A 20,225-nucleotide genomic window follows, 5' to 3' on the forward strand; every position below is an offset into this window, starting at 1 on the left:
CTTGTCTTTTTACAGAAAAAACAAGTTATAAGCGTAATAATAAATGCTAATGTCTTAAAAGAATACTTTTTTTTCATTGTCTTCCTGTGATTTCTCATGGGCAAATTTGGTGTTCAAAATGTCGTCAGCCGATATTACAGCAGATACCACGCCCGATAAGTGGATTTATCGAACGTGGCTTGCTACATTATAACTCAGCTTGGTTAATGAAACTTTGCGCCTGAACTTTAACGCTGATATGTTTTATATGCCTGCCGCTTTACGCAAAGAATCTAAACATGATTTATCGCCTATTTTATTGTTTCCCCTATCAAATACGCCACTTGCCCATAAAAATGCGGGGATACCATTTTTAAGGCCAGTCCGCACGAGTTGAGCTCTAAAATGTTCCTGCGACCTTCTGGATAGCGTGGAATCTGCCGGGAACCCAGTCATTGTGGCATCGTGTCCTGCAGCATCATATTCTCCAATTAATACAGGTATATTCTTAGACACATAAAGCTTATTGATATTTTCCAGGTTAGCACTCATATAATCCTCTTCTGTTCCGGGTTGTGCATTCCTTATCAGTAAGGCCGGGTTTTTTGTATGAAAATTGGCTCCCCAAAAACACCATTCATGGCCCCAGCTGGCATCACTGCTCAATATACAGAAGTTAGATGGCGAATAATAGTGAAACTCCAATGCCAATTTATTGGCAACCGGGTCTTTTGGCATTCCTGGTACACCACCCGGCAGGTAAGCATTTATTAAATCGCCAGAGGAACTCAATCCTTGAATAACCAGGGTACGATAGGCATTTTTACCACCTGTTGACCTAACAGCGTCAATGAAAATTTGATGATATTGCGCTAAGGTAGTTTCTGCCTGTAATGTTGAAACACCATGAGGTGTACCGTCTTTTGGACCAGTAGTCCACTGAGCGTCACCTGGTTCATTGGCGCTGGCAAACATCAGATGTTCATCAAAGTCGCGCATGGTGGTAGCCACCTGCTCCCATATAGCTTTTTGAATGGCATTTGTGGTATCCCTAAGGGCACCAGTTGCCCCACAATCAAGAAATCCATCATCAGCATGACAATTGAGCAATACATACATATTATCATTGAAACAATATTGAACAACCTGCTTTACCCTGGCAAGCCAGGCCGGATCTATTACCCCGGTAGCAGGGTTCATATGAAGATGCCAGGCGCAAGGAAGACGAATTGCATTAAAACCAGCATTTTTCACCATATCAATTTCGGCTTGCGTAGTTAAGGGCTGCCCCCAGGCAGTTTCCGAATTATGTGCTTCCAAAGTATTGAAAAGATTCCATGCCAATTTAATATGTGACAATAGTTGAGCGGAAGTACTGCCCATTCCAGTAGCGTCGCCAGCTTTAGCTGATGTATTAAAAGATCCATAGATTACCGGTGCTTGAACTACGGTAATTCTTCTGCTTTGGCCATTAGCTGCATTTATAACTAAAAGCACAGACCTACTCACGCCTGATTTGTTGGCCACGCCTGTTAAATTAATGGTTACTGCGCCACTACCACCCGAAGTTTGACTTACTTTGAACCATCCAACACCGCTTGTATCTACACTCCATGCACCGTTAGTGTTAAACTTTAGGGCAACAGTACCGCCACCATCAGGTATTGCTTGCGTTATGTTATCAATTGTTAGTTGAGCCGGTGGGCTTCCGTTTTTTTTGCATGAAACGATAGCCAAAATTGCCATGAATATTACGGCAATCGTATACGCCGCTTTAATTTTCATTATGTTCATATTCGTTTTTTTTTAATAGAAGGTATTTTAAAATTCATTAAGGTCCGCAACGATAATCTGCCCCGGACCTTTAACCTGTTTATTTAATTTTGACAATACGGATGTTATCAAAAGCACCGTAAAAGCCTGTTTTAGTTGATGCTGTATCGAAATTATAAACATAAATTGTCAAACTGGTATTACCGGTACTGCCCAGCAAGGCGGTTAAACTGGCAACTGAAGCGCCTTTTCCGGCACCTTCAGATGGATCACTTGCACGGAATGATGACAAAGGAATGGTCACCGTTTGCCAACCCTTGGTAGTGTAATTTGCCGTACTTGAAGAAGATACTTGCCATGGCTCATAGCGAGCCACATAGTTACTACCGGCGAAACCTGTTGTGAAACAAAGGGTGCCGCCATTCCAGGCGTTAGGAACACTCATTTCAAATTTTATTGCCCAGTTACCAACGGGATCCGAAAGATTCGCTGTTGGAACCCATTGATTATTTGATAAACTTGTTCCGTAATCTGAGTACCCTCCTTTGCCAGCCCCCAAAGCATCAGTTTGAAGATATACAAATACGGTGTTGTCTTTACCGAAGAAACCGTCAAACGCTGTTGTATGTGTCAGCCATCCAAATGAATCATTCGCAGGATTATTAACAGCACACATACCTTTCGCCCACCATCCGTTAAGACCATTAAAACTCCATCCATTATCCATATTTGCTATGACACCATCTTGCAGATATGTCGGCGTATAAACATTGTAAGAAGTGGTAACAGTACCAAACTTTGTGGTAAGAGATACCGGCCCGCTTTTCGTTGATGCAGGCATAACAAAACGAACAGAACCCGCATTACTTGATTCTTTAAAAGAAGTAATTGGGACACCAGCAAAAGATAGGGACTGGAGGTTTTTTAGATATGTACCGTAGACAAATACAGAGTCGCCCTGGTTGGCATTTTCATTGGAAATGCGGGTGATGGTTGGTGTGGCATTTATTGTATCCCTAACAGTACCAGACTTAGTAGTTACCAAAATTTGGCTGGTAGGTGTTGCTGCCGGCATCAGAAACCCCAGGGAACTTCCATCAAGGCTTGATTTAAATGACGGAATTGGGGTTCCGCCATACACCAGTCGCTGAACCAGCACCAAATCTGCACCATAAAGGAAAATAGAATCACCCGGGGCAGCAAATACATTAGAAATTGACGTAATAGTAGGCGCTGCCGGGCCTAATTTAAAAGAGAACGTTGTTGAACCGGCTGTTGTAGCATATTTTACCGTATACAATTTGGCAGTATCAATTGTTGAAAACTGTATGGTAGGTATCTGCACTACCGCGCTGTTGGGCGCTAATAACGCGATGTTAAAACTGGCAGGAACACCATCAAAAGAAATTTGAGTTGCATTTTGCAAATTCTGCCCAGTTATAACAACCCACTGGCCCTTCGCCACAGCGCTATGCAAAACTGTATCATTAGGTGAGGCTACATAACTCTTAATGGACGCAATAACAGGAGGAGCGCTGCTATCGTTGTTGTTCTTTTTACAAGCTGGTAGTAAAGCCACTATTATGAATAAAAGCGGCAAAAAAAACAAGCTGAGATATGATTTCTTTTTCATAACAATATTTTAATATTCTGATTAATAATATGGAACCGGCGGATTGGCTAACTTCGGATCTGTACCTAACTCGGATGCCGGAATTTGCAATGTAAATGCACTGATAGTTGCCGGAAGCGAAGACGGAGAAGCCGTAGTATCCCTTGTGGCGATACGGGTTTTAGGATCATAAGTAAACGTAATCCGGCTATGGGTGGCATCCTGCTCATTAAGAATACCAACAGCCTTTGCTGGCTGATAATAAGAAAGCCTCACAAGGTCCGTCCAATATTGTCCTTCAAAAGCAAATTCAACCCTTCTTTCCCGAAGAATGATGTCACTGTTTAACATTGTAGCTGGGTCAACACCTGCCCTGGTCCGCACTTTATTAAAATATTGTAGCGCGATGGGATCGGCAGTAGTGGAATTATTGCCCAAAATGGCTTCGGCATACACCAGATACACATCAGCCAGCCTGAGAACCGCGTTATGTTCAATGGATGACCAAATATCCATTGTTGGCGAGCTGTTATCTTTCTCGTTGCCAATAATGTGTTTTTTCATACATATCCCGGTTGCCGTGTAACCACCACCTGCAGCATTCAATTCGGGGTAAAAATCTCCGTTGAGCATAATTGTGGCCTTGCGCCGTACCGTGTCTTTGGCAGTGTACATCTTATATAAATCCCAGGTTGGCGCTAAGGGTGTCCATGCGCCTGTTTTTTGCGGATTAATATCATTGCTTGGCGAATAGGTTAGCCAGTTATTGCCAAATCCATAGCCCACACCGGCAGCCCATTGAAGCGCGAATAAAGATTCAGGGCTATCGTTATTTTGTGCTTTGAAAAGATCGTAGTAGCTGGGAAGCAGTTCTAACCCGCTATTTTTACACACATTGCCTGCATATTTTTTAGCACTGTCCAGCAAGGCCTGGTCCCGTGAGCCGTTTTTGCCCCAACCAGCCATTGTTAAATATACCTTGCCCAGCATCCCCTGCGCCGACCAGGTAGTTAGCCTGCCTTTTTCATCTTTTAATGGAAGATTTTGCGCTGCATATTTTAAATCGAGGCTGATAAATTTATATACATCCGAAACAGTATTGCGATAAAGCAGTGGGTTTTTTATTAATTTGGTGTTGTCTTCCACAATAGGTACAGCACCCCAGTAAATAGCAAGATTATAATACGCTACCGCGCGAATAAACCTTGCTTCAGCAATGGCGGCATTTTTGTCTTTGGCCGCGATAGACGGCGACGCCTGTTGCTGTACTGCATTTATAACGGTATTGCATTGTGCAATAACATTGTACAGCCCTGTCCAACCGCTTGCAACAACGGTATTTTGTGCGGTAATTGTACGCGTAAAAAGCTGAACAAAATCGCCGTACCATTGAAAATATGCAGTTCCGCTTAATATATCGCCCAATGGTAAACAAGCAGAATTATGCCATTGCCACCACGGCGCACCGCCATATAAGTTTGCCGTAGCCAGCCTTAAATCACCGGTGGATTGATAAAAGTTATTCGAACTAATTTGCGAGGTGGACGGACGGTCCAGAAAACTCTTTTTGCATCCGGCAATTGCTGCCCCAAATAGCAAAATGATTACAATTTTATTAATCGGTTTCATAATATTTTTTTAAAAAAAATTGGCAATTGTTTTATCTGCTAAAGCGTTACGTTAGCACCAATAGTAAATACCCGGGGTTGAGGATAATATCCGCCATCCCAACCCGCTTGAAGCGGGTTCCACGAACCAATTTCAGGGTCCATCCCTGTATATTTTGTGATGATAAATGCGTTGGAAACATTACCATATACCCGAATTGAATGCACATGTATTTTCGACAAAATGTGATCTGACAGGCGGTACCCTAAAGTGATATTTTTACAACGCAGGAACGAAGCATCTTCCAGAAACAAATTAGAAGCACGATTATTACCGTTGGTATTATCGTTTCGCAAACCTACAACAGTTGTATTGGGGTTAGCCACATACACATTGTTAATATCGGATGAAGAACCTTGCGGATTTACCATAGCCAAGCGCGCATAGTCTAATACTTTGGTAAAATAGGCGGTATTATTTTGCGAATTGGTTTGTGATACAGCTAATTGATTGAAATTTTTGTTCCCATAGCTGCCGCTAAAAAAGAAATTCAGGTCGAAATTTTTGTAGGTAAAAGTATTGCCTATACCATACTGAAACTTAGGGATCGGTGAACCCAAAAAAGTTGCGTCCCGGGAATCAATGATACCATCGCCGTTAAGGTCTTTAAACATACGGTCGCCATACCAGATACCACCGCCTTGCGGGGAAATAGGGTAAGCTTTTCCGCTTTGATCGGCGGGCAAGGCGTGGTTCTTAAAATCACTTGGCTTTGCAAACATGCCATCAAATACATAGCCGTAAAATTCGCCGATCGGCTTGCCGACCACCGTCTTTTCAAGTACATCGTTATTGAATGTCGCAGTTAAGCTGGCGTCATCACCACCCGCACCTAAACTGAGTACTTTGTTGGTATTGCGCGAGAAGGTAACATTAGTTTTCCACGTAAAATTTTTTTTATTAATATTAACGGTGTTAATGCCAAAATCAAATCCCCGATTACGGAGAGAACCTACGTTAGCATACGGTGCCTGCATAGAGCCGGGCGAATAACCCGTAGTTGTACCGGAATATATTGGAAACGGAACTTTCAATAAAAGTCCCTTTGTTTCGCTGTCATAAGCATCGAACGAAAAATTCAAACGCCCGTTAAAGAATGTAGCGTCAAGTCCGGCATCGTATTTATTTGTTTTTTCCCACGTTACATAAGGGTTCGCCAAATTGCTTTGAAACTGCGCTGTACCTGATAAACCGTTAGCTACTGTAGTAAGTTGGGTTGCATAAGTATTTCCCGGTATGCCCTGGTTATTAGTAAGCCCATAACCGAGTCTCAGTTTCAATTCACTTATGGATTTTACATTTTTCAAAAATGCCTCATTATTAATTTTCCAGGCAAATGCACCCGAATATGTAACACCCCAACGGTGGTTAGATGGAAAATTTGAGGACCCATCGTCACGTATATTGCCGGTGATCAGATATTTATCATTCCAGGTAAAATTAACACGGCCGAAATAAGATTCTGATGCGCCGCCGAGGCCATTATCACCGCTATTTTTGGGATTTGTAGGATCGCCTGCACTAAGCGCTGTTACATTGTTGGAAGGAAAATTTGTCCGTGAACCGCCGAGATTAAAGTAACTACTTGACTGTGACTCATGTCCTGCCAAAACATTCAGCTTAAATCTGTTAAAATCATGATTATAAGTTAAAAAATTACGTAATACGTAATATTGGTCCTGATTAGAAGTCTTGCTGGCGCTGTTAGTGCCGTTAACCGCTTTACCAAAAGAATACACCGGTGTAAAAGAATCATAAGCACCAAAGCCAAAATTACCCGATACTTCAGTCCTGAGTGATAAATCTCTGGCAAACTGTATTTCTAAATACGCGTTGCTATATATATGATACTGCGTTGCCTGGTTTCTTACGAGTCTGGCTATCGCTACCGGGTTTACCACTCCTGGTATCCAACCATCGGTGTTGGTAACTCCGCCGTAAGATCCGTCGGGATTCTGTACCGCCACATCCGGTGTTAGGCTTAAGGCCGATTGAATTACGCCGGAAGTGCCATTGGAAGAACCGCTAACTAAATTTTCAAAACTTCGTTCTAATTGAAGGCTGGTCCCGATTTTTAACCAATTGGTGGTTTTATTGTCCAGGTTCAATCGTGCTGAATACCTTGTAAACCTCGACCCAAGGGCTATCCCCTGCTGATCGAAATAAGACCCGGATAGAAAATATTGCGTCCGGGAATCGCCACCGCTTACGGATACGGTATGATTATTCATCGGAGCCCGGCGGAATAATTCGCTTTGCCAGTCGGTACCTTTACCTAAATATTGGGGGTTGGCCAACTCAGGCCTTGCACCGAAGCCCCATGCTTGTGCACGGGCATTCATAAAGGTTGCATACTGTTGTAAATCCATTGTAGGCAACCTCTTAAGGATCTCCTGATAACCGGAATAGAAATCGTAACTTATTGTTGGTGGCCCGGCTTTACCTCTTTTTGTAGTAATAACAACAACGCCATTGGTTGCCTGCGATCCATAAATGGCTGTTGCAGATGCATCTTTCAACACGTCGAGTGATTCGATGTCATTAGGATTAATAGCATTTAAAGGATTGGAACCATTACCGGGGTCGCTAACCGGCGGGATTATCACTCCGTCTATTACGAACAATGGTGAGTTTGTGCCGGTTATCGACGACAAACCGCGTATCTGAATAGATACACCGCCACCAGGCTGACCTGAGATTTGTTGGATCACCACTCCCGGAACTTTTCCCTGCAGGGCCTGATCAAATGTACTTGGCTGCGTTTTGCGTAATTCGTTCCCGGATATGGAACTTATGGAGCCCGTTACATCTTTTCTTTTTGCCTTACCATAACCGATTACAACCACTTCGTCTATGTTGCTCAATGCCGGGCTCAGCTTAACATTAATCGTGCTAACTTGCTTAACTGCTATTTCCTGAGATGTATAACCTAAAAAACTGAAAACGAGTATATCGCCTGGCTTCGCGGCTATTGAATAACTACCATCATTTGCAGATATAGCTATGGGTACGGTCCCTTTAAGCTTAATACTTACGCCTTGCAGCGGCTGGGAATTGTCGGCACCTATTACCTTCCCGACAATTGTGATAGTTTGTGCATGAGCTGAAAAATAAAGAAACATGCATATTAAAAATAATGAAATGTGGTACTTCATTCTCTTTTGTAAATTTTTATCCATCTTATAAAAGGATTTTGAGGTTTGATAATTGGTTCATTGTTCTTTGGTTAGTGTTTAGTGTTTAATTGGTTTACTTTTCATTCATAATTATTTTTTCCATTATGTTTTTTTGCATGGCAAATGCCCGTAACGATCCTTTCAATCCACTTTATTTTATCAAGGGGCCAAAGCCCGGATAATCAGTAAGAAACTTCAGGTACAGTTGCACGCCTGCCTGCTCATTCAAAAAAATTTAACTGTTGGCTTTATTTATAATTGGTGGACAAAATTCAAAGCGTATAGTCAAACACACTGCATTGAATCCAAATACCGAAGGTGAAACTATGATAACTTAAAAAAGAGCGGGTGCCAGAGTTGAGCAAAAATATAGACCAAATGTTCAAAAAATCATAAACACCTGTAAATAAGTCACTTAAAAAAATTTATTGTGTTTTTTAACTATAAAAACTAAATAATTATTTTAGAAACCGCGGTCTAAGCACATGGGCCCTTTGAATTATGAGCCTGCCATTTTCAACCGAAAAGACAAGATGGGATACCTGAATATCTGTCGGGGTTAAGGGGCGAAATTGTGATACTTGATCATCGCGTGAAATCACTGAAAATGATATTAAAATAATTGCATCGTTTGTTCTATGGGTCCAAACCTAATTACCAAGGTCAGCAGGAACCATCATTGCACAAAATGCGTTATTATCGGGGCCCGGAACATCATTATCTTACCACAATACTATTTGGGAACAGACAACATTCAAACACTTAGTTTCAGGAAGGAAAGCAAAAGTTTGTAGAGAAAAAATCGCGTTATTCTGGGTAAGTACAAACTTATAGTCCTACAAACGATATACCTGCACATCGAGCTTTTGCGGGCTGTTTTCTAATAATTATAATTGCCAATGACGTTAAACTTTTCTTTTGGAATAACGGGCGAAATTTACAACGATTTGAAAGCTATTATTCGTCGCTCTCAGCTTCGGACAGCTTCTTTTGGCGAATAGAATTTATATAAGTAGAAGGAAGAACGTCATATTCATCCTTAAATAGTTTGGTGAAATATTTAGGGGTATTGAAACCGACTTCATAGCAAATCTGGCTAATGGTCATCTGGCTGTTCTCAAGCAAATAAACAGCTTTTTTCAACCGTAGAGAACGGATAAATTCAACAGGTGACTTTCCGGTAAGCATCAACACCTTATTATACAGTGATCCTCGGCTCATATTCATTTTGCGGCTTAACTCTTCTACCGAAAGGTTTTCGTTTAAAATATTAGATTCTATATATTCTACTATACTTCTTAACAGTTTTTCATCTTCGTTTTGCAAAGGGATTTCCTGTAATTGTATATCCATTTGTTTTTTGTAAGTGCGCTTATAGGTGTCCCGCAATGTCAGGATGTTTTTGATTTTTGAAAGAAGTATTTCAAAATTGAATGGTTTTGTCATATAATCATTCGCACCAATTTCCAAACCTTTTACTTGTTCCGCCTCCCCCGTCAATGCGGTTAACAAAACCACGGGGATGTGTAACGTGCGCTTATCATTCTTTAATTTTTTGCACAATTCTATTCCTGTCATCTCGGGCATACTAATATCACTTACAATAATATCCGGATGTTGCGAAAGTGCTTTTTGCCAACCTTCTCTTCCGTTTGAAGCTTCAATTAAAAAAAACATGTCTTTTAAATTGTCCTTCAGATAAAAACGAAAATCATCGTTATCCTCAACTAAAAGAACGACCGGTTTTTTATTTGAACGTTGCCGCTTGAGTACAGTTCTTCTTTCCTTATCGCTGTTCTCGTTTGAATATCCACTATCAATTTCATCCCCAACCGAAATTTCTATTTCAGGGGAGGTACAAATTACAAGCGGCAACCTAACGATGAAACAACTGCCGTGATCCGGCTCACTCTCAAGCGTTATTTCCCCTCCATGCATCTTGACAAACTCACGTGTTATCGCGAGGCCAATACCGCTGCCCTGGTTAATCATCGACTTGGGAAGATCCTGCTGAAAGAAACGCTCGAAAATTTTGGCGTGTTTTTCAGCAGGAATGCCAATGCCTGTATCGACGACTTTAAATTCAAGTAAAGAATCCTCCGCACTGTTGATGTTAAGCATGATGCTTACCTGGCCACCGGCCGGTGTAAATTTAAAGGCATTTGATATCAGGTTAAATAATATCCTTTCTATCTTATCATGATCAAAACTGGTATATATTGAAGCAACTGTAGTGTCGAATACAAAATCAATCTCTTTTCCTTCGGCAATATCTGTAAATGACAAACTTACCTCGCTGATGAACTTCACAATGTCTCCGGGCGTGCAATGCAATTTCAGCTCCTGAACTTCCATCTTACGAAAATCAAGCAGTTGATTTACCATGTTTAACAATCGCCTTGCATTTTTCGTTATCATGGTCAACTGTTGTTTCTGTTCTTCGTCAGCGCGGGTAAGCATTTTATCCGCAGGCGCCATGATTAATGACAGTGGGGTTCTGAACTCGTGACTTACATTAGTCAAAAACTTTGTTTTCAACTGGTCAAGTTCTTGCATACGCTTAACTTCTTGCCGCTCATGTTCAATCAATAGCTGTGCTTCCTGCTTTTCCTTTTCAACGGCAAACTGCCTTTTTATTTTTTGTATACCGCGATGGCGAATAAACAAAAGAATAGCAATAAACAAGATCAAATAAATGATATAGGCAAATGTAGATTTCCAGAACGGGGGTAGTATTTTAATCCTTAAAGAAATATAATTAGCGTTCCATACTCCTTCTGAATTGGATACCCGTACTTTGAATACATAATCGCCTTCATCCAAGTTGGTGTAGCTGGCTTTTCGGATTCGGTTATCTGCATTTACCCAAGCTTTGTCAAAACCTCCCAGCATATACTGATATTTTATTTTGCTGGGCTTAAAAAAATCAAGAGCAGCAAATTCTATGGAAAAGACATTCTCACTGTGTCTAAGTGTGATGTCATGGGTAACAGAAATGGCTTTTGACAGTACTATGTGGCCATTAATATTTTCGTTTGCGGCTACGCTCTTATTGAACATCTGAAAATCTGTAAACACTAATTGAAGCTTATTTGTAACAGGTTCAATACTTGCCGGATCAAAAATATTAAAGCCATCACCGCCCCCAAATACCAGTTCCCCTTTATGTGTCTTTAAAGTAGAATTTACATTAAACTCCCGCCCCTGCAGACCATCCGTTTCATCAAAGTTTTCGAATTGAAAATTGTAACCGGTTGCATTGGGCGTTAAAGTGACCCGGCTTAACCCGTTTGACGTGCTCAACCACATTGCTCCCTTGTTATCCTCCTCACTACTCGATATTAAATTAGAAGGCAACCCATTTTTTTTTGTCAGTGAGGTGAAAGTATTTGTTTTAGGATCCAAAACACTCAAACCACCTGCTGTCGCTATCCAAATTAAACCACGGCTATCCTGGTTAATACGGTTTATCGTATTGTCGACTAAACCATTGGTTCGGTTTCTATCGCAGACATAGTGAATCACCCGTCCATTATCTTTCATTATAACATCCACTCCCAGAACGCCCCCTATCCATATATTGCCTGGCTTATCCTCAAAAACACATGATATCAGTGAACTTCTTATGTCGGTTTGTTTAAAAGGATGATAAAATATCTTTTTTGATCGGTCAAATATTTCAAGACCACCCCTAAATGTCCCTATCCATAAACGGTGGGAAGAATCTTCCAGAATACTCCAAACCTTATCATTATGTATGTAATGGGTAAATGTAGTTCCGTCAAAACAATCCAGCCCGCCAAAATAGTTACCTATCCATAATTTTTGATCACTGTCCATACAGAGACTGATAATAATATCGTTACTCAGACTATTTACATTTCCCGACTCGTGTTTATACTGTGTAAATCTGCCTGTTTTGCGATTAAAATAAATCAGGCCGCCCCCGTTTGTTCCAATCCATAAATTTCCAAGTTTGTCTTCTGCAAACTTGTTAACATCTTCAAAACTCAAGCTGCTTATGTCAGAGGCAAAATGCCTGTAAAGCGGAAACTTGATGATATTTTTATGATAATAGCTTAGTCCCTTTTTAAAAGTACCGGCCCACATAATGCCCAAATTATCCTTATAAAGTATAACGCTGTTGTGCCTCAATGACTTTGCATCATCTTGCCGGTTTAGTAAATAAGTAATTTTAAAATCTTTTTTATCCAGCACGTTTATGCCTCCATGATCGGTGGCAATCCAGATTAAACCGTCATCAGCCTGAATAATATTACTTATAACATTTGTCGTTAACTTTGCCCCTGCCGATTCCTTGTCAATGTGCCGGAGGGCCCCCGTCGAAGTTTTGTAATAAAATGCGCCCAAATCTCCATATGGTGCGTAAAACCACAAATCATTATCCCGATCGACGGTTAAGGAGTAATTACCGTTTCTTTTATTGATTACCTTGTTAAAAATATCCGTGCGATAAGTAATTTTATTACGTTTAACATCTACCATCTCAACAGTGCCGTCACTGTATGCCATCCAGATATTGCGTTTATCATCAACCGTGACATCTGTAATTGAACTTGAATATAAAGATAGGATGGAATTGATGCCATGATAATAGCGTTTCGTTTGCTTGCTTAAGGTATTATATCTGTAAATGCCTGAATCTGGATACAAAAACCAATAGTCCACAGCGCTCGTTTGCACTATCTTAGTGATATTCTGCTCAACAGGAAGTTTTAAAGGCCGAAGCAACAATGACATATCACTGTTAAACTGCTCTTTATCCGGATCATAAAAACAAACTCCATTACGTGAAAATATCCATATTTTTCTATCAGGGCCTTCAAAAATCTTCCCAATAAAATCATCTACGACAGAGTTTTTATTATTATCATCATGCCTAAAGACCTTGAAGGTATAACCATCAAATCGATTAAGACCCGATGCAGTACCAAACCACATAAAACCTTCAGAATCTTTTAATATACAATTAATCTGGTTATGTGATAGTCCGTTACTTACATCAAGTTGTGAAAACCGATACTGACTGGTTTGCCCCAAAGTGTTATTACATACAAAAATTAATGTAACGGCAAGAAAAGAGTAAAATTTCAACCACATCGGGGTATTGTTATAAAATCAAAATCAACAGTTTAACATTTTAAAGTCAGTACACTAAGGTAACATTAATGTTGCGTAACAGCCAAGCTAAGCATAATAAAAAATTAACACCCTCTGATTTTTCCCGAACCTCAAAGAGCATAGCTCATAAAAAAATGCGCCCGGGTTTAACCCCGGAACGCATTGACCTGTCCTTTTTCATATAAAATCATAGCTATCCGTATGATCTCTTAAAAAGTGCGTCCGTATCGCACCCCGGAACGCGTTGACCTGCCTTTTCAGCTAACTTATCATCATCTCTTAAAGATTTTCAAACCGGCCTAACAGTTACTTTAAAAAATACTTAAATTAAGTTGCTGAAGTTTCAACTTTATATTTTCAAAAACGCCCATTGCTGATTACGGGTTCCATTGTAATCCCACTGCTGAGCTCCACCGCCATTATTAAGCGAATACCCGGAAATTTCCAAGGCCTTTCCGCTATTAACATTGGTAATCTTATAATATCCGTTGTCGGTTGCCTGAATTGACCATTTCTGATTATTTCCGCCTGAATAATCCCATAAATCCGCCTGGCCGCCGTTAGTATTAGACCATTGATACATTTCCAAACATTTTCCTGTTGCATGCATAGGGGTTAATCTGTAGTAACCTCCTCCCGCACTTTCCACTTTAAATTGCTGGTTAGCTCCGGCTAAGTAATCCCATTGATCCGCCGATGTTTGATTAGCAGTACCCCACCCGGCGAACTCCAAAGCTCTAAAACTGTTTCTATTCATAATCTGATATACACTGCCAGCCTGAATTCCTGGCGATGTGGCAGTTTGCGCTCCCTGCACAATTGCGGCCAGCTGCTGTTGATCTTTTACTGCGTACGTCGACCTGTCGATGATTGACCCTGTATCCCAAAGAAATGGAAGGATTCCATTTACTAATGCCTGATGTGTTACGTAATTATACCAATATGCCCGGGAAGCACCATTGAGCGTTAAATTATCTCCGGTAAGAGACGATCGGCGCCCTGCTGCATATTCACCCATTACTACCGGGATGCCGTGATCAACGAACTTTGTCTTCATTAATTGGAAATACCCATTGAGGTCAGATTCCTCACCCCAGGTGGCATTACGCGAAGGATCGGTGGTGGAGTGGTATCCTGATCCCCAATAATAATACATGTTACCCCATGACTGGTCTCCATCCATCAGACAAAAAGCGAAAGGGGTATAGTAATGTATTTCAGCCATTATACGGTTGGACGCCGGATCTGTGGGAAGCGTGTTCATCAGATCGTTCGTTTTTATAATATCTGTACTGGGCCCCTGGATAGCCAGCACCCTATAACTATTGCGCCCACCGGTTGATCTAACTGCATTAATAAAAGTCTGGTGATAAGACAACAGAACGCTCATTCCTGTGGCATCCGATACGTCAGGTTCATTAGCGCTGGCAAAAATTAAATGCTCGTCAAAATCACGCATTTTTGTTGCAATTTGTTCCCAAAGGGCCTTTTGTTTGGCGTTAACTGCTAACTGCTGATCGGTTGTGCAATTCCCCTGTAACCATCCTCCATCCCAGTGTATATTTAATATAACATAGATACCATCGTTAACGCAGTATTGCACAACCTCCTGTACCCGATTGAGCCAGGCTGGGTCTATTTGCTCTGTCGTTGTATTTATTATATGTGAATAATCCCATTGACAAGGGATACGTATAGCAGTAAAGCCACTTTGTTTTACCTTATCAATGAATGCCTGAGTAATTTTGGGGGCTCCCCATCCTGTTTCGTCACCGGGCCCTTCCATAGTGTTGCCGATATTAAACCCCAACCGAAATTTTGCAGCGAGTTGGGCTGCGGTGCTGGCAACCCCGGACTGATCCGGCGCAATGGGCGATGTGTTGTAATTTGGATAGCTGGTCGCGGTTAATGTCTTAGTAGCTTTTTTTACAAGCGGCTTAACGGGCGGACTTGCAATTTGTTACTTGTTACAGCATGTCAATGCCAGGATGATGGCGGTGCCAAAAAAATAGTTTAAGGTTCTCATATTGAAAGTAAAATTGGTTTCTCATAGAAAGGGGTACAAAAGACATATTGCCATTATGAGTATATAGATGCGTTACCAATTACCTGATGAAAGCATCCGGATACATTTCCATCACCCTATGTTATAATTTTACAACAAGGGCACTGCCGTTATATACAACTCTCTTATCGGCCTTAACAACTTCCGACGGTCCTGACCCATGTTTACCGCCAACTAAAACGACATTGAAAATCCGGTGCTTTATCATACCTGGAAAATTTCCTTTGGTTTCTGAAATTCTAAGTTCTTTCCGATTGTTATCCCATGCGAATGTAAAAGTAGCATACTGGCCTTTTTCGTAATTGTAATTATCGTTCTCATCTTCATAGAACTTGAACGACCCATCGGCTCCGGGATAGATACGCAGCTCAATATTATCGGCAGGTTTTTCGGTGGCATATTCCATGTGCGGACCCATTGGGATGATAGAACCCGCCTTTACATAAAGCGGTAATATTTCAATAGGAGCGGCAGCGCTGATAGTTTGGCCTCCATCAAGTAGTTCGCCGGTCCAGAAATCATACCATTTGCTGGCAGCGGGCAGGTACACCTGGCGTGCTTTGGCTTTTTTATCGGCATCGGCCGAGGTATATAGTTGTTCTGTAACCGGGTTTACCATAAACGCAGGCCCAAACATGTATTGATCAGGTATGCTGTAAACTTTAGCATCGTTCCTGAAATCAAATGCCAGTGAACGCATAATGGTATAATTATCTGTAGTTACCCTGCCGGCCAGCGAATAGATATAAGGCAGCAGGCGATAACGCAGTTTATCAAAATTCAGGAGGATAGCTTTGGTATTGTCATCCCAGTTTTTGCTGAACAAAGCACGTTCGCCCTTACCGTGGATACGGAAGATAGGGCTAAATGCGCCAAATTGAAACCACCGGGTAAACAGTTCCCGCTTATCCGGTTGCGACCAATCGGCAGCTTTCCAGTGGAAGTGATAGCCGCCAATGTCTGATGTCCAGTAAGGCAGGCCGGACGCGCAGGCATTGATACCTTGTGGCACCTGGTTCTTAAAGTCTTTAAAAGTACATTCAATATCACCCGACCATAAGGTAGATGCGTTACGCTGCTCGCCGGCAAATGACTGCCGTACCAAAAAGAAAGCGCGTTTGCCCGGAATATCCCTGCGCCAGCCTTCATAAACCCCTTTGGTATGTTGTAAAGAGTAAGTGTTAAAATAATCAATACCCTTGCCTATGCTGAAATTACTTTGTCGACGGGCATCCTGCAAGGCGCCATTGTCAGGCTCGCACTGGTCAATCCACCAGGCGTCCCAGTCATAACGTTTAATGAGGCTGTCGCGGGCCTGGTCCCAGTAAAGCTCGCGTGCTTTGGGGTTGTGGGCATCATAATAAGTATCAAAAGTATGGGTAACCACGTTGTCCCAGGTAATATCAGTTAAGCCGCCCATTTTTTGCAGGGCATCATAGTTAGGAGTACCCTTGCCAAATACCGGCCAGATAGATATCATAGCGTGGATATTAGCTTTATGTAATTCATCAACCATTTGTTTGGGGTGAGGATAGCGCTCCGGTTTCATTACGTGCGAGCCAATAGGCAGCGGGTCCCAGTAATACCAATCCTGTACAATTACGTCAACAGGAATGTGGTTGTTGCGGTAGTTGTCCTTAACTCCAATGATCTCCTCCTCGCTCATATACCTGTCCTGCGACTGGAACAGACCGAATGCCCACTTACCAAACATAGGTGCTCTGCCGGTGGCGGTGCGGTACAGATCGATAATATGATCAAATGACGGACCGTAGAAAAAGAAATAATCAACTTGTTTACCGCTTTCCGATACATATTTAAATTTAGTATTATCAGCTTCGGCGCCGTAAAAATTAGAGGCCGAATAGTTGTCCCACAATAAGCCATAGCCTTTGGTTGACAGCAGCACCGGGATAGCGCCAGTAAGATATTTTATAAGCAGCTCCTGATTGCGGCCTTTGTAATTGATAGACAAAGAATCGAGCGGGTGACAGCCCAGGCCAAACAAGCCTTCGGTTTTGGGCGAAATAAATTGTGTACTTACATTATAAGTGCTGATGCCTGCAATGGTGGCTGGTGTAATGGTTTTATTGTCCGCGTCTTCGGCAGTAATGATGTTGCCTTTCAGATCAGTATAAGTAATGGCATTGGTGGCCTTGTTTACCTTTACCTTTAATTTAGAGGTAGTGATGGTAACCTCGTTTTTATTTTCGGCAATTTGGTAGGGAGTAGGTGTTTTCCAGCTGTTGTTAACTACTAATGATGGTTTGGTTTCAAAAGCACCAAATATGGTATACTTTACCTCTATCAGATCGGCCTTACAAACAGCTATGTACATCAAGCCCTTATCCAACTTAAATATCAATCCGTTTGCATTTTTTTTGTATGATATAACAGATGCCTTTACAGATATGCTTATAACAACCAATAGTACTATAGTAGAGATTTTTGAAAAAGCGGACTTTAAAATTTGTTTCTGGGTCAACATGAATACAGGTTTATCAATTGGTAATTAATTATACTTTGGTTTTGGTTATTAAAAAGATAGCTGATCATACTATTCTTCGTTTCAATAAATAATAGTGCTTCCGTTTCCCTATCGCGGAGACTAAACAACAGCATTCTTGATTTTAAAATGTAGTCGTGGTTTATTAATCGGCTGGCCAAAAATATTGACCAAAAAAATAGATGAGCGGGTACAAAAGTGTACAAATAGGGTATGAAATGTTCAAATTGACAAACTTCCCGCGTTTAGATTAAAGGAAAACTCCAGGCTGAGGCATTTTTATATTCCTCAGATATATTGGCATGTAGGTTACGCCCTTGAAGTGAAAAGGTTCAAATAATGGTCAGGTTTGATTAATTTGATTTTATCATCTACGATTCCGGCATAAAAGATCGCTCGAAGATCCATTATTCCTAAACTTTTACTCCGCCGGAATCGTCCAAACAGCTGTTTTTAGTGAAATCACATGGAACCAGGACATTTATTACAGCATTTGAACAAATGTTCCATTAATTTGGCAATCTCTCCCGGTCTTTTAATTTCGGGCATTTTTATTTTTGCTGGCGAGTTTTAAATGTAATTAAAACATTTATTCTCGCATAGAATTATATCTTTTTCTGCTGAATAACTTACAAAAGATATTTGATCATGAGATTGATCAGATTTAGTTGAATAATAAAACGTTCCAAGGTGAGATTTGGAGCGTTTTTTTGCTTATGGATTTTCAAAACGAAAAATACAACAAGAACAATTTTCCAGTTTATCAGGTTCCGCCAATGTAATCTCTTTATGGTTAATGAAGACTGTTTTTCAAACTACCTTTCAAAAAAACAGAAAAGAGAAGAAAATCAATTCGTAGCCAATAAGAAGGTATTAGATAGATGATATGTGTCAGTGATCCCAAAAAGGTACTTCTTCATAATTGCTCAGGAACATAATGTCTCGCTGATTTTTATATGCATTTACAACATCCGTTCCCATTGTGGTTACTATTCCACTTATCAGACAGGCAAGTAACTCATTTGTTGCTTTAATTGTATTATTAAATAGCGGAAATACTGTGGGATTGGATATGATGGTTAAGCTTTCAAGAAAAAACCTTGTTATTACATCGATATCAAAATCGTTGCGGTATAAACCTGTTTTTACGCCCCGCTCTATATTTGCCTTAACGGTTTTATGAATGAATAGGACTTTATGATCTTTAAATTTTCCGTAGGCCAATTCATGATTTTTTTCGAGGTCATAAACAATCGCTGGATTTAAACCATTGTAAAGTTCCAATATGTATACCAGCAAAAAATACAACTCAATGATGGCATCGTCACTTTTTGCAATAAGAATCTTACAGCGAAAGATGTTTTCATCTATCGCTGTATCTATGAATGACTCTACCAATGAATCTTTATTAGAATAAAATTGATAAATTGTTTTTTTACTCATCCTTAGTTCAGATGCAATGTCATCCATGCTAATGGTGCGAATGCCATAACGACTAAAAAGGGCATACGCTTTGTTGGCTATTTTTTTTGAAGTGTCCATTGATTTGAATTGTAGTTGTTGTTAAAAACTGAACAGGATTGATATAAAGCCATTGGTATGCCCCGGTTTACCTTTGAAGATTTTTGCGGTATTAATATTTGTTTTTGGGGATAACTGAATTGATTGTCTATTGTTAAAAAACTGTATAAATGCTACCTGAACAATATAAATAACAAGTTGGAGGCTAGCCGAAATAAAAATATGCGGTTGATCCTGATTGATTTTACTTTTGGTATCAAGCTGTTAATTATTGTAAATTTCAAACCGCTTTTATTTTCGCAAGTATCAAATACTGAATAGTAGATGATAATGATTACGCATATGAACATAATCATGTGCGTAAATTGGAATATCGTTTCCATACTTATTTGGTTTAATGGCACGCAACCCAAATCCTCACTACTGTACTTTAATCCAAATAAATGTTTTGGAAAAAAATGATTTATGAGCTACTATTTTTAATTTGTTTCCCTGTAAATATGCCTCACAATCGGCTTTCTTACCTTCGTCATGATTTTCGACAGTACCCTTCCATTTACCATCCTCAAAACGCATGTTATAAAGGCTCTCCCGGTTTTTATCATCAAGCCCTGTAAACTTTCCGTTAGTTTTTGAAATGATGATCACATGACCGTCTTCGGTTTTCCATTTGCCCGTGAAATCATCGCCGGCCTGCTGGCCCATTACCATAACTACGCTAAATAATAATGCAGTTAGCATTAGCACACATTTTTTCATTGATACTTGTTTTAATTTGAGAAT

The 20,225-nt window shown here is 40.6% G+C and carries 9 protein-coding genes; all 9 read right to left on the reverse strand.

Features of this window, described 5'->3' with window-relative positions; translation table 11 throughout:
• Positions 1–243: 243 nt before the first annotated feature.
• A complete protein-coding gene (locus SNE26_RS17645; RefSeq protein WP_321555238.1) occupies positions 244–1,773 on the reverse strand; it encodes a cellulase family glycosylhydrolase in 1,530 nt (509 codons plus the stop codon).
• 79 nt (positions 1,774–1,852) lie between these two features.
• Positions 1,853–3,385, reverse strand: a complete 1,533-nt coding sequence (locus tag SNE26_RS17650; protein WP_321555239.1) for a glycan-binding surface protein — start codon at positions 3,383–3,385, stop codon at positions 1,853–1,855.
• A gap of 21 nt (positions 3,386–3,406) precedes the next feature.
• Complete coding sequence (locus tag SNE26_RS17655; RefSeq protein ID WP_321555240.1) at positions 3,407–4,993, reverse strand: RagB/SusD family nutrient uptake outer membrane protein; 1,587 nt, start codon at positions 4,991–4,993, stop codon at positions 3,407–3,409.
• Between the two features lie 38 nt (positions 4,994–5,031).
• Positions 5,032–8,187: a TonB-dependent receptor gene (locus tag SNE26_RS17660; RefSeq protein ID WP_321555241.1), complete on the reverse strand. Its 3,156-nt coding sequence runs from the start codon at positions 8,185–8,187 to the stop codon at positions 5,032–5,034.
• Between the two features lie 978 nt (positions 8,188–9,165).
• Positions 9,166–13,329: a two-component regulator propeller domain-containing protein gene (locus tag SNE26_RS17665; RefSeq protein ID WP_321555242.1), complete on the reverse strand. Its 4,164-nt coding sequence runs from the start codon at positions 13,327–13,329 to the stop codon at positions 9,166–9,168.
• 370 nt (positions 13,330–13,699) lie between these two features.
• Positions 13,700–15,136 (reverse strand): cellulase family glycosylhydrolase, encoded by a 1,437-nt coding sequence (locus tag SNE26_RS17670; RefSeq protein ID WP_321555243.1) that lies wholly within the window; start codon positions 15,134–15,136, stop codon positions 13,700–13,702.
• A 361-nt stretch (positions 15,137–15,497) separates the two neighbouring features.
• Positions 15,498–17,903 carry a glycoside hydrolase family 31 protein gene (locus SNE26_RS17675; protein WP_321555244.1) on the reverse strand — a complete coding sequence of 802 codons (2,406 nt, stop codon included), beginning with the start codon at positions 17,901–17,903 and terminating at the stop codon, positions 15,498–15,500.
• 909 nt (positions 17,904–18,812) lie between these two features.
• Positions 18,813–19,463 (reverse strand): TetR/AcrR family transcriptional regulator, encoded by a 651-nt coding sequence (locus SNE26_RS17680; RefSeq protein ID WP_321555245.1) that lies wholly within the window; start codon positions 19,461–19,463, stop codon positions 18,813–18,815.
• Positions 19,464–19,862: 399 nt separating this feature from the next.
• Positions 19,863–20,201 carry a hypothetical protein gene (locus tag SNE26_RS17685; protein ID WP_321555246.1) on the reverse strand — a complete coding sequence of 113 codons (339 nt, stop codon included), beginning with the start codon at positions 20,199–20,201 and terminating at the stop codon, positions 19,863–19,865.
• Positions 20,202–20,225 lie beyond the last annotated feature (24 nt).

It is taken from the genome of Mucilaginibacter sp. cycad4 (assembly GCF_034263275.1).
GTDB lineage: Bacteria > Bacteroidota > Bacteroidia > Sphingobacteriales > Sphingobacteriaceae > Mucilaginibacter.

Bases quoted from the DNA above. Each gene is read 5' to 3' on its own strand.
- SNE26_RS17645 (WP_321555238.1), bottom strand. From the start codon at position 1,773: ATGAACATAATGAAAATTAAAGCGGCGTATACGATTGCCGTAATATTC.
- SNE26_RS17650 (WP_321555239.1), bottom strand. From the start codon at position 3,385: ATGAAAAAGAAATCATATCTCAGCTTGTTTTTTTTGCCGCTTTTATTC.
- SNE26_RS17655 (WP_321555240.1), bottom strand. From the start codon at position 4,993: ATGAAACCGATTAATAAAATTGTAATCATTTTGCTATTTGGGGCAGCA.
- SNE26_RS17660 (WP_321555241.1), bottom strand. From the start codon at position 8,187: ATGAAGTACCACATTTCATTATTTTTAATATGCATGTTTCTTTATTTT.
- SNE26_RS17665 (WP_321555242.1), bottom strand. From the start codon at position 13,329: ATGTGGTTGAAATTTTACTCTTTTCTTGCCGTTACATTAATTTTTGTA.
- SNE26_RS17670 (WP_321555243.1), bottom strand. From the start codon at position 15,136: ATGGAAGGGCCCGGTGACGAAACAGGATGGGGAGCCCCCAAAATTACT.
- SNE26_RS17675 (WP_321555244.1), bottom strand. From the start codon at position 17,903: ATGTTGACCCAGAAACAAATTTTAAAGTCCGCTTTTTCAAAAATCTCT.
- SNE26_RS17680 (WP_321555245.1), bottom strand. From the start codon at position 19,463: ATGGACACTTCAAAAAAAATAGCCAACAAAGCGTATGCCCTTTTTAGT.
- SNE26_RS17685 (WP_321555246.1), bottom strand. From the start codon at position 20,201: ATGAAAAAATGTGTGCTAATGCTAACTGCATTATTATTTAGCGTAGTT.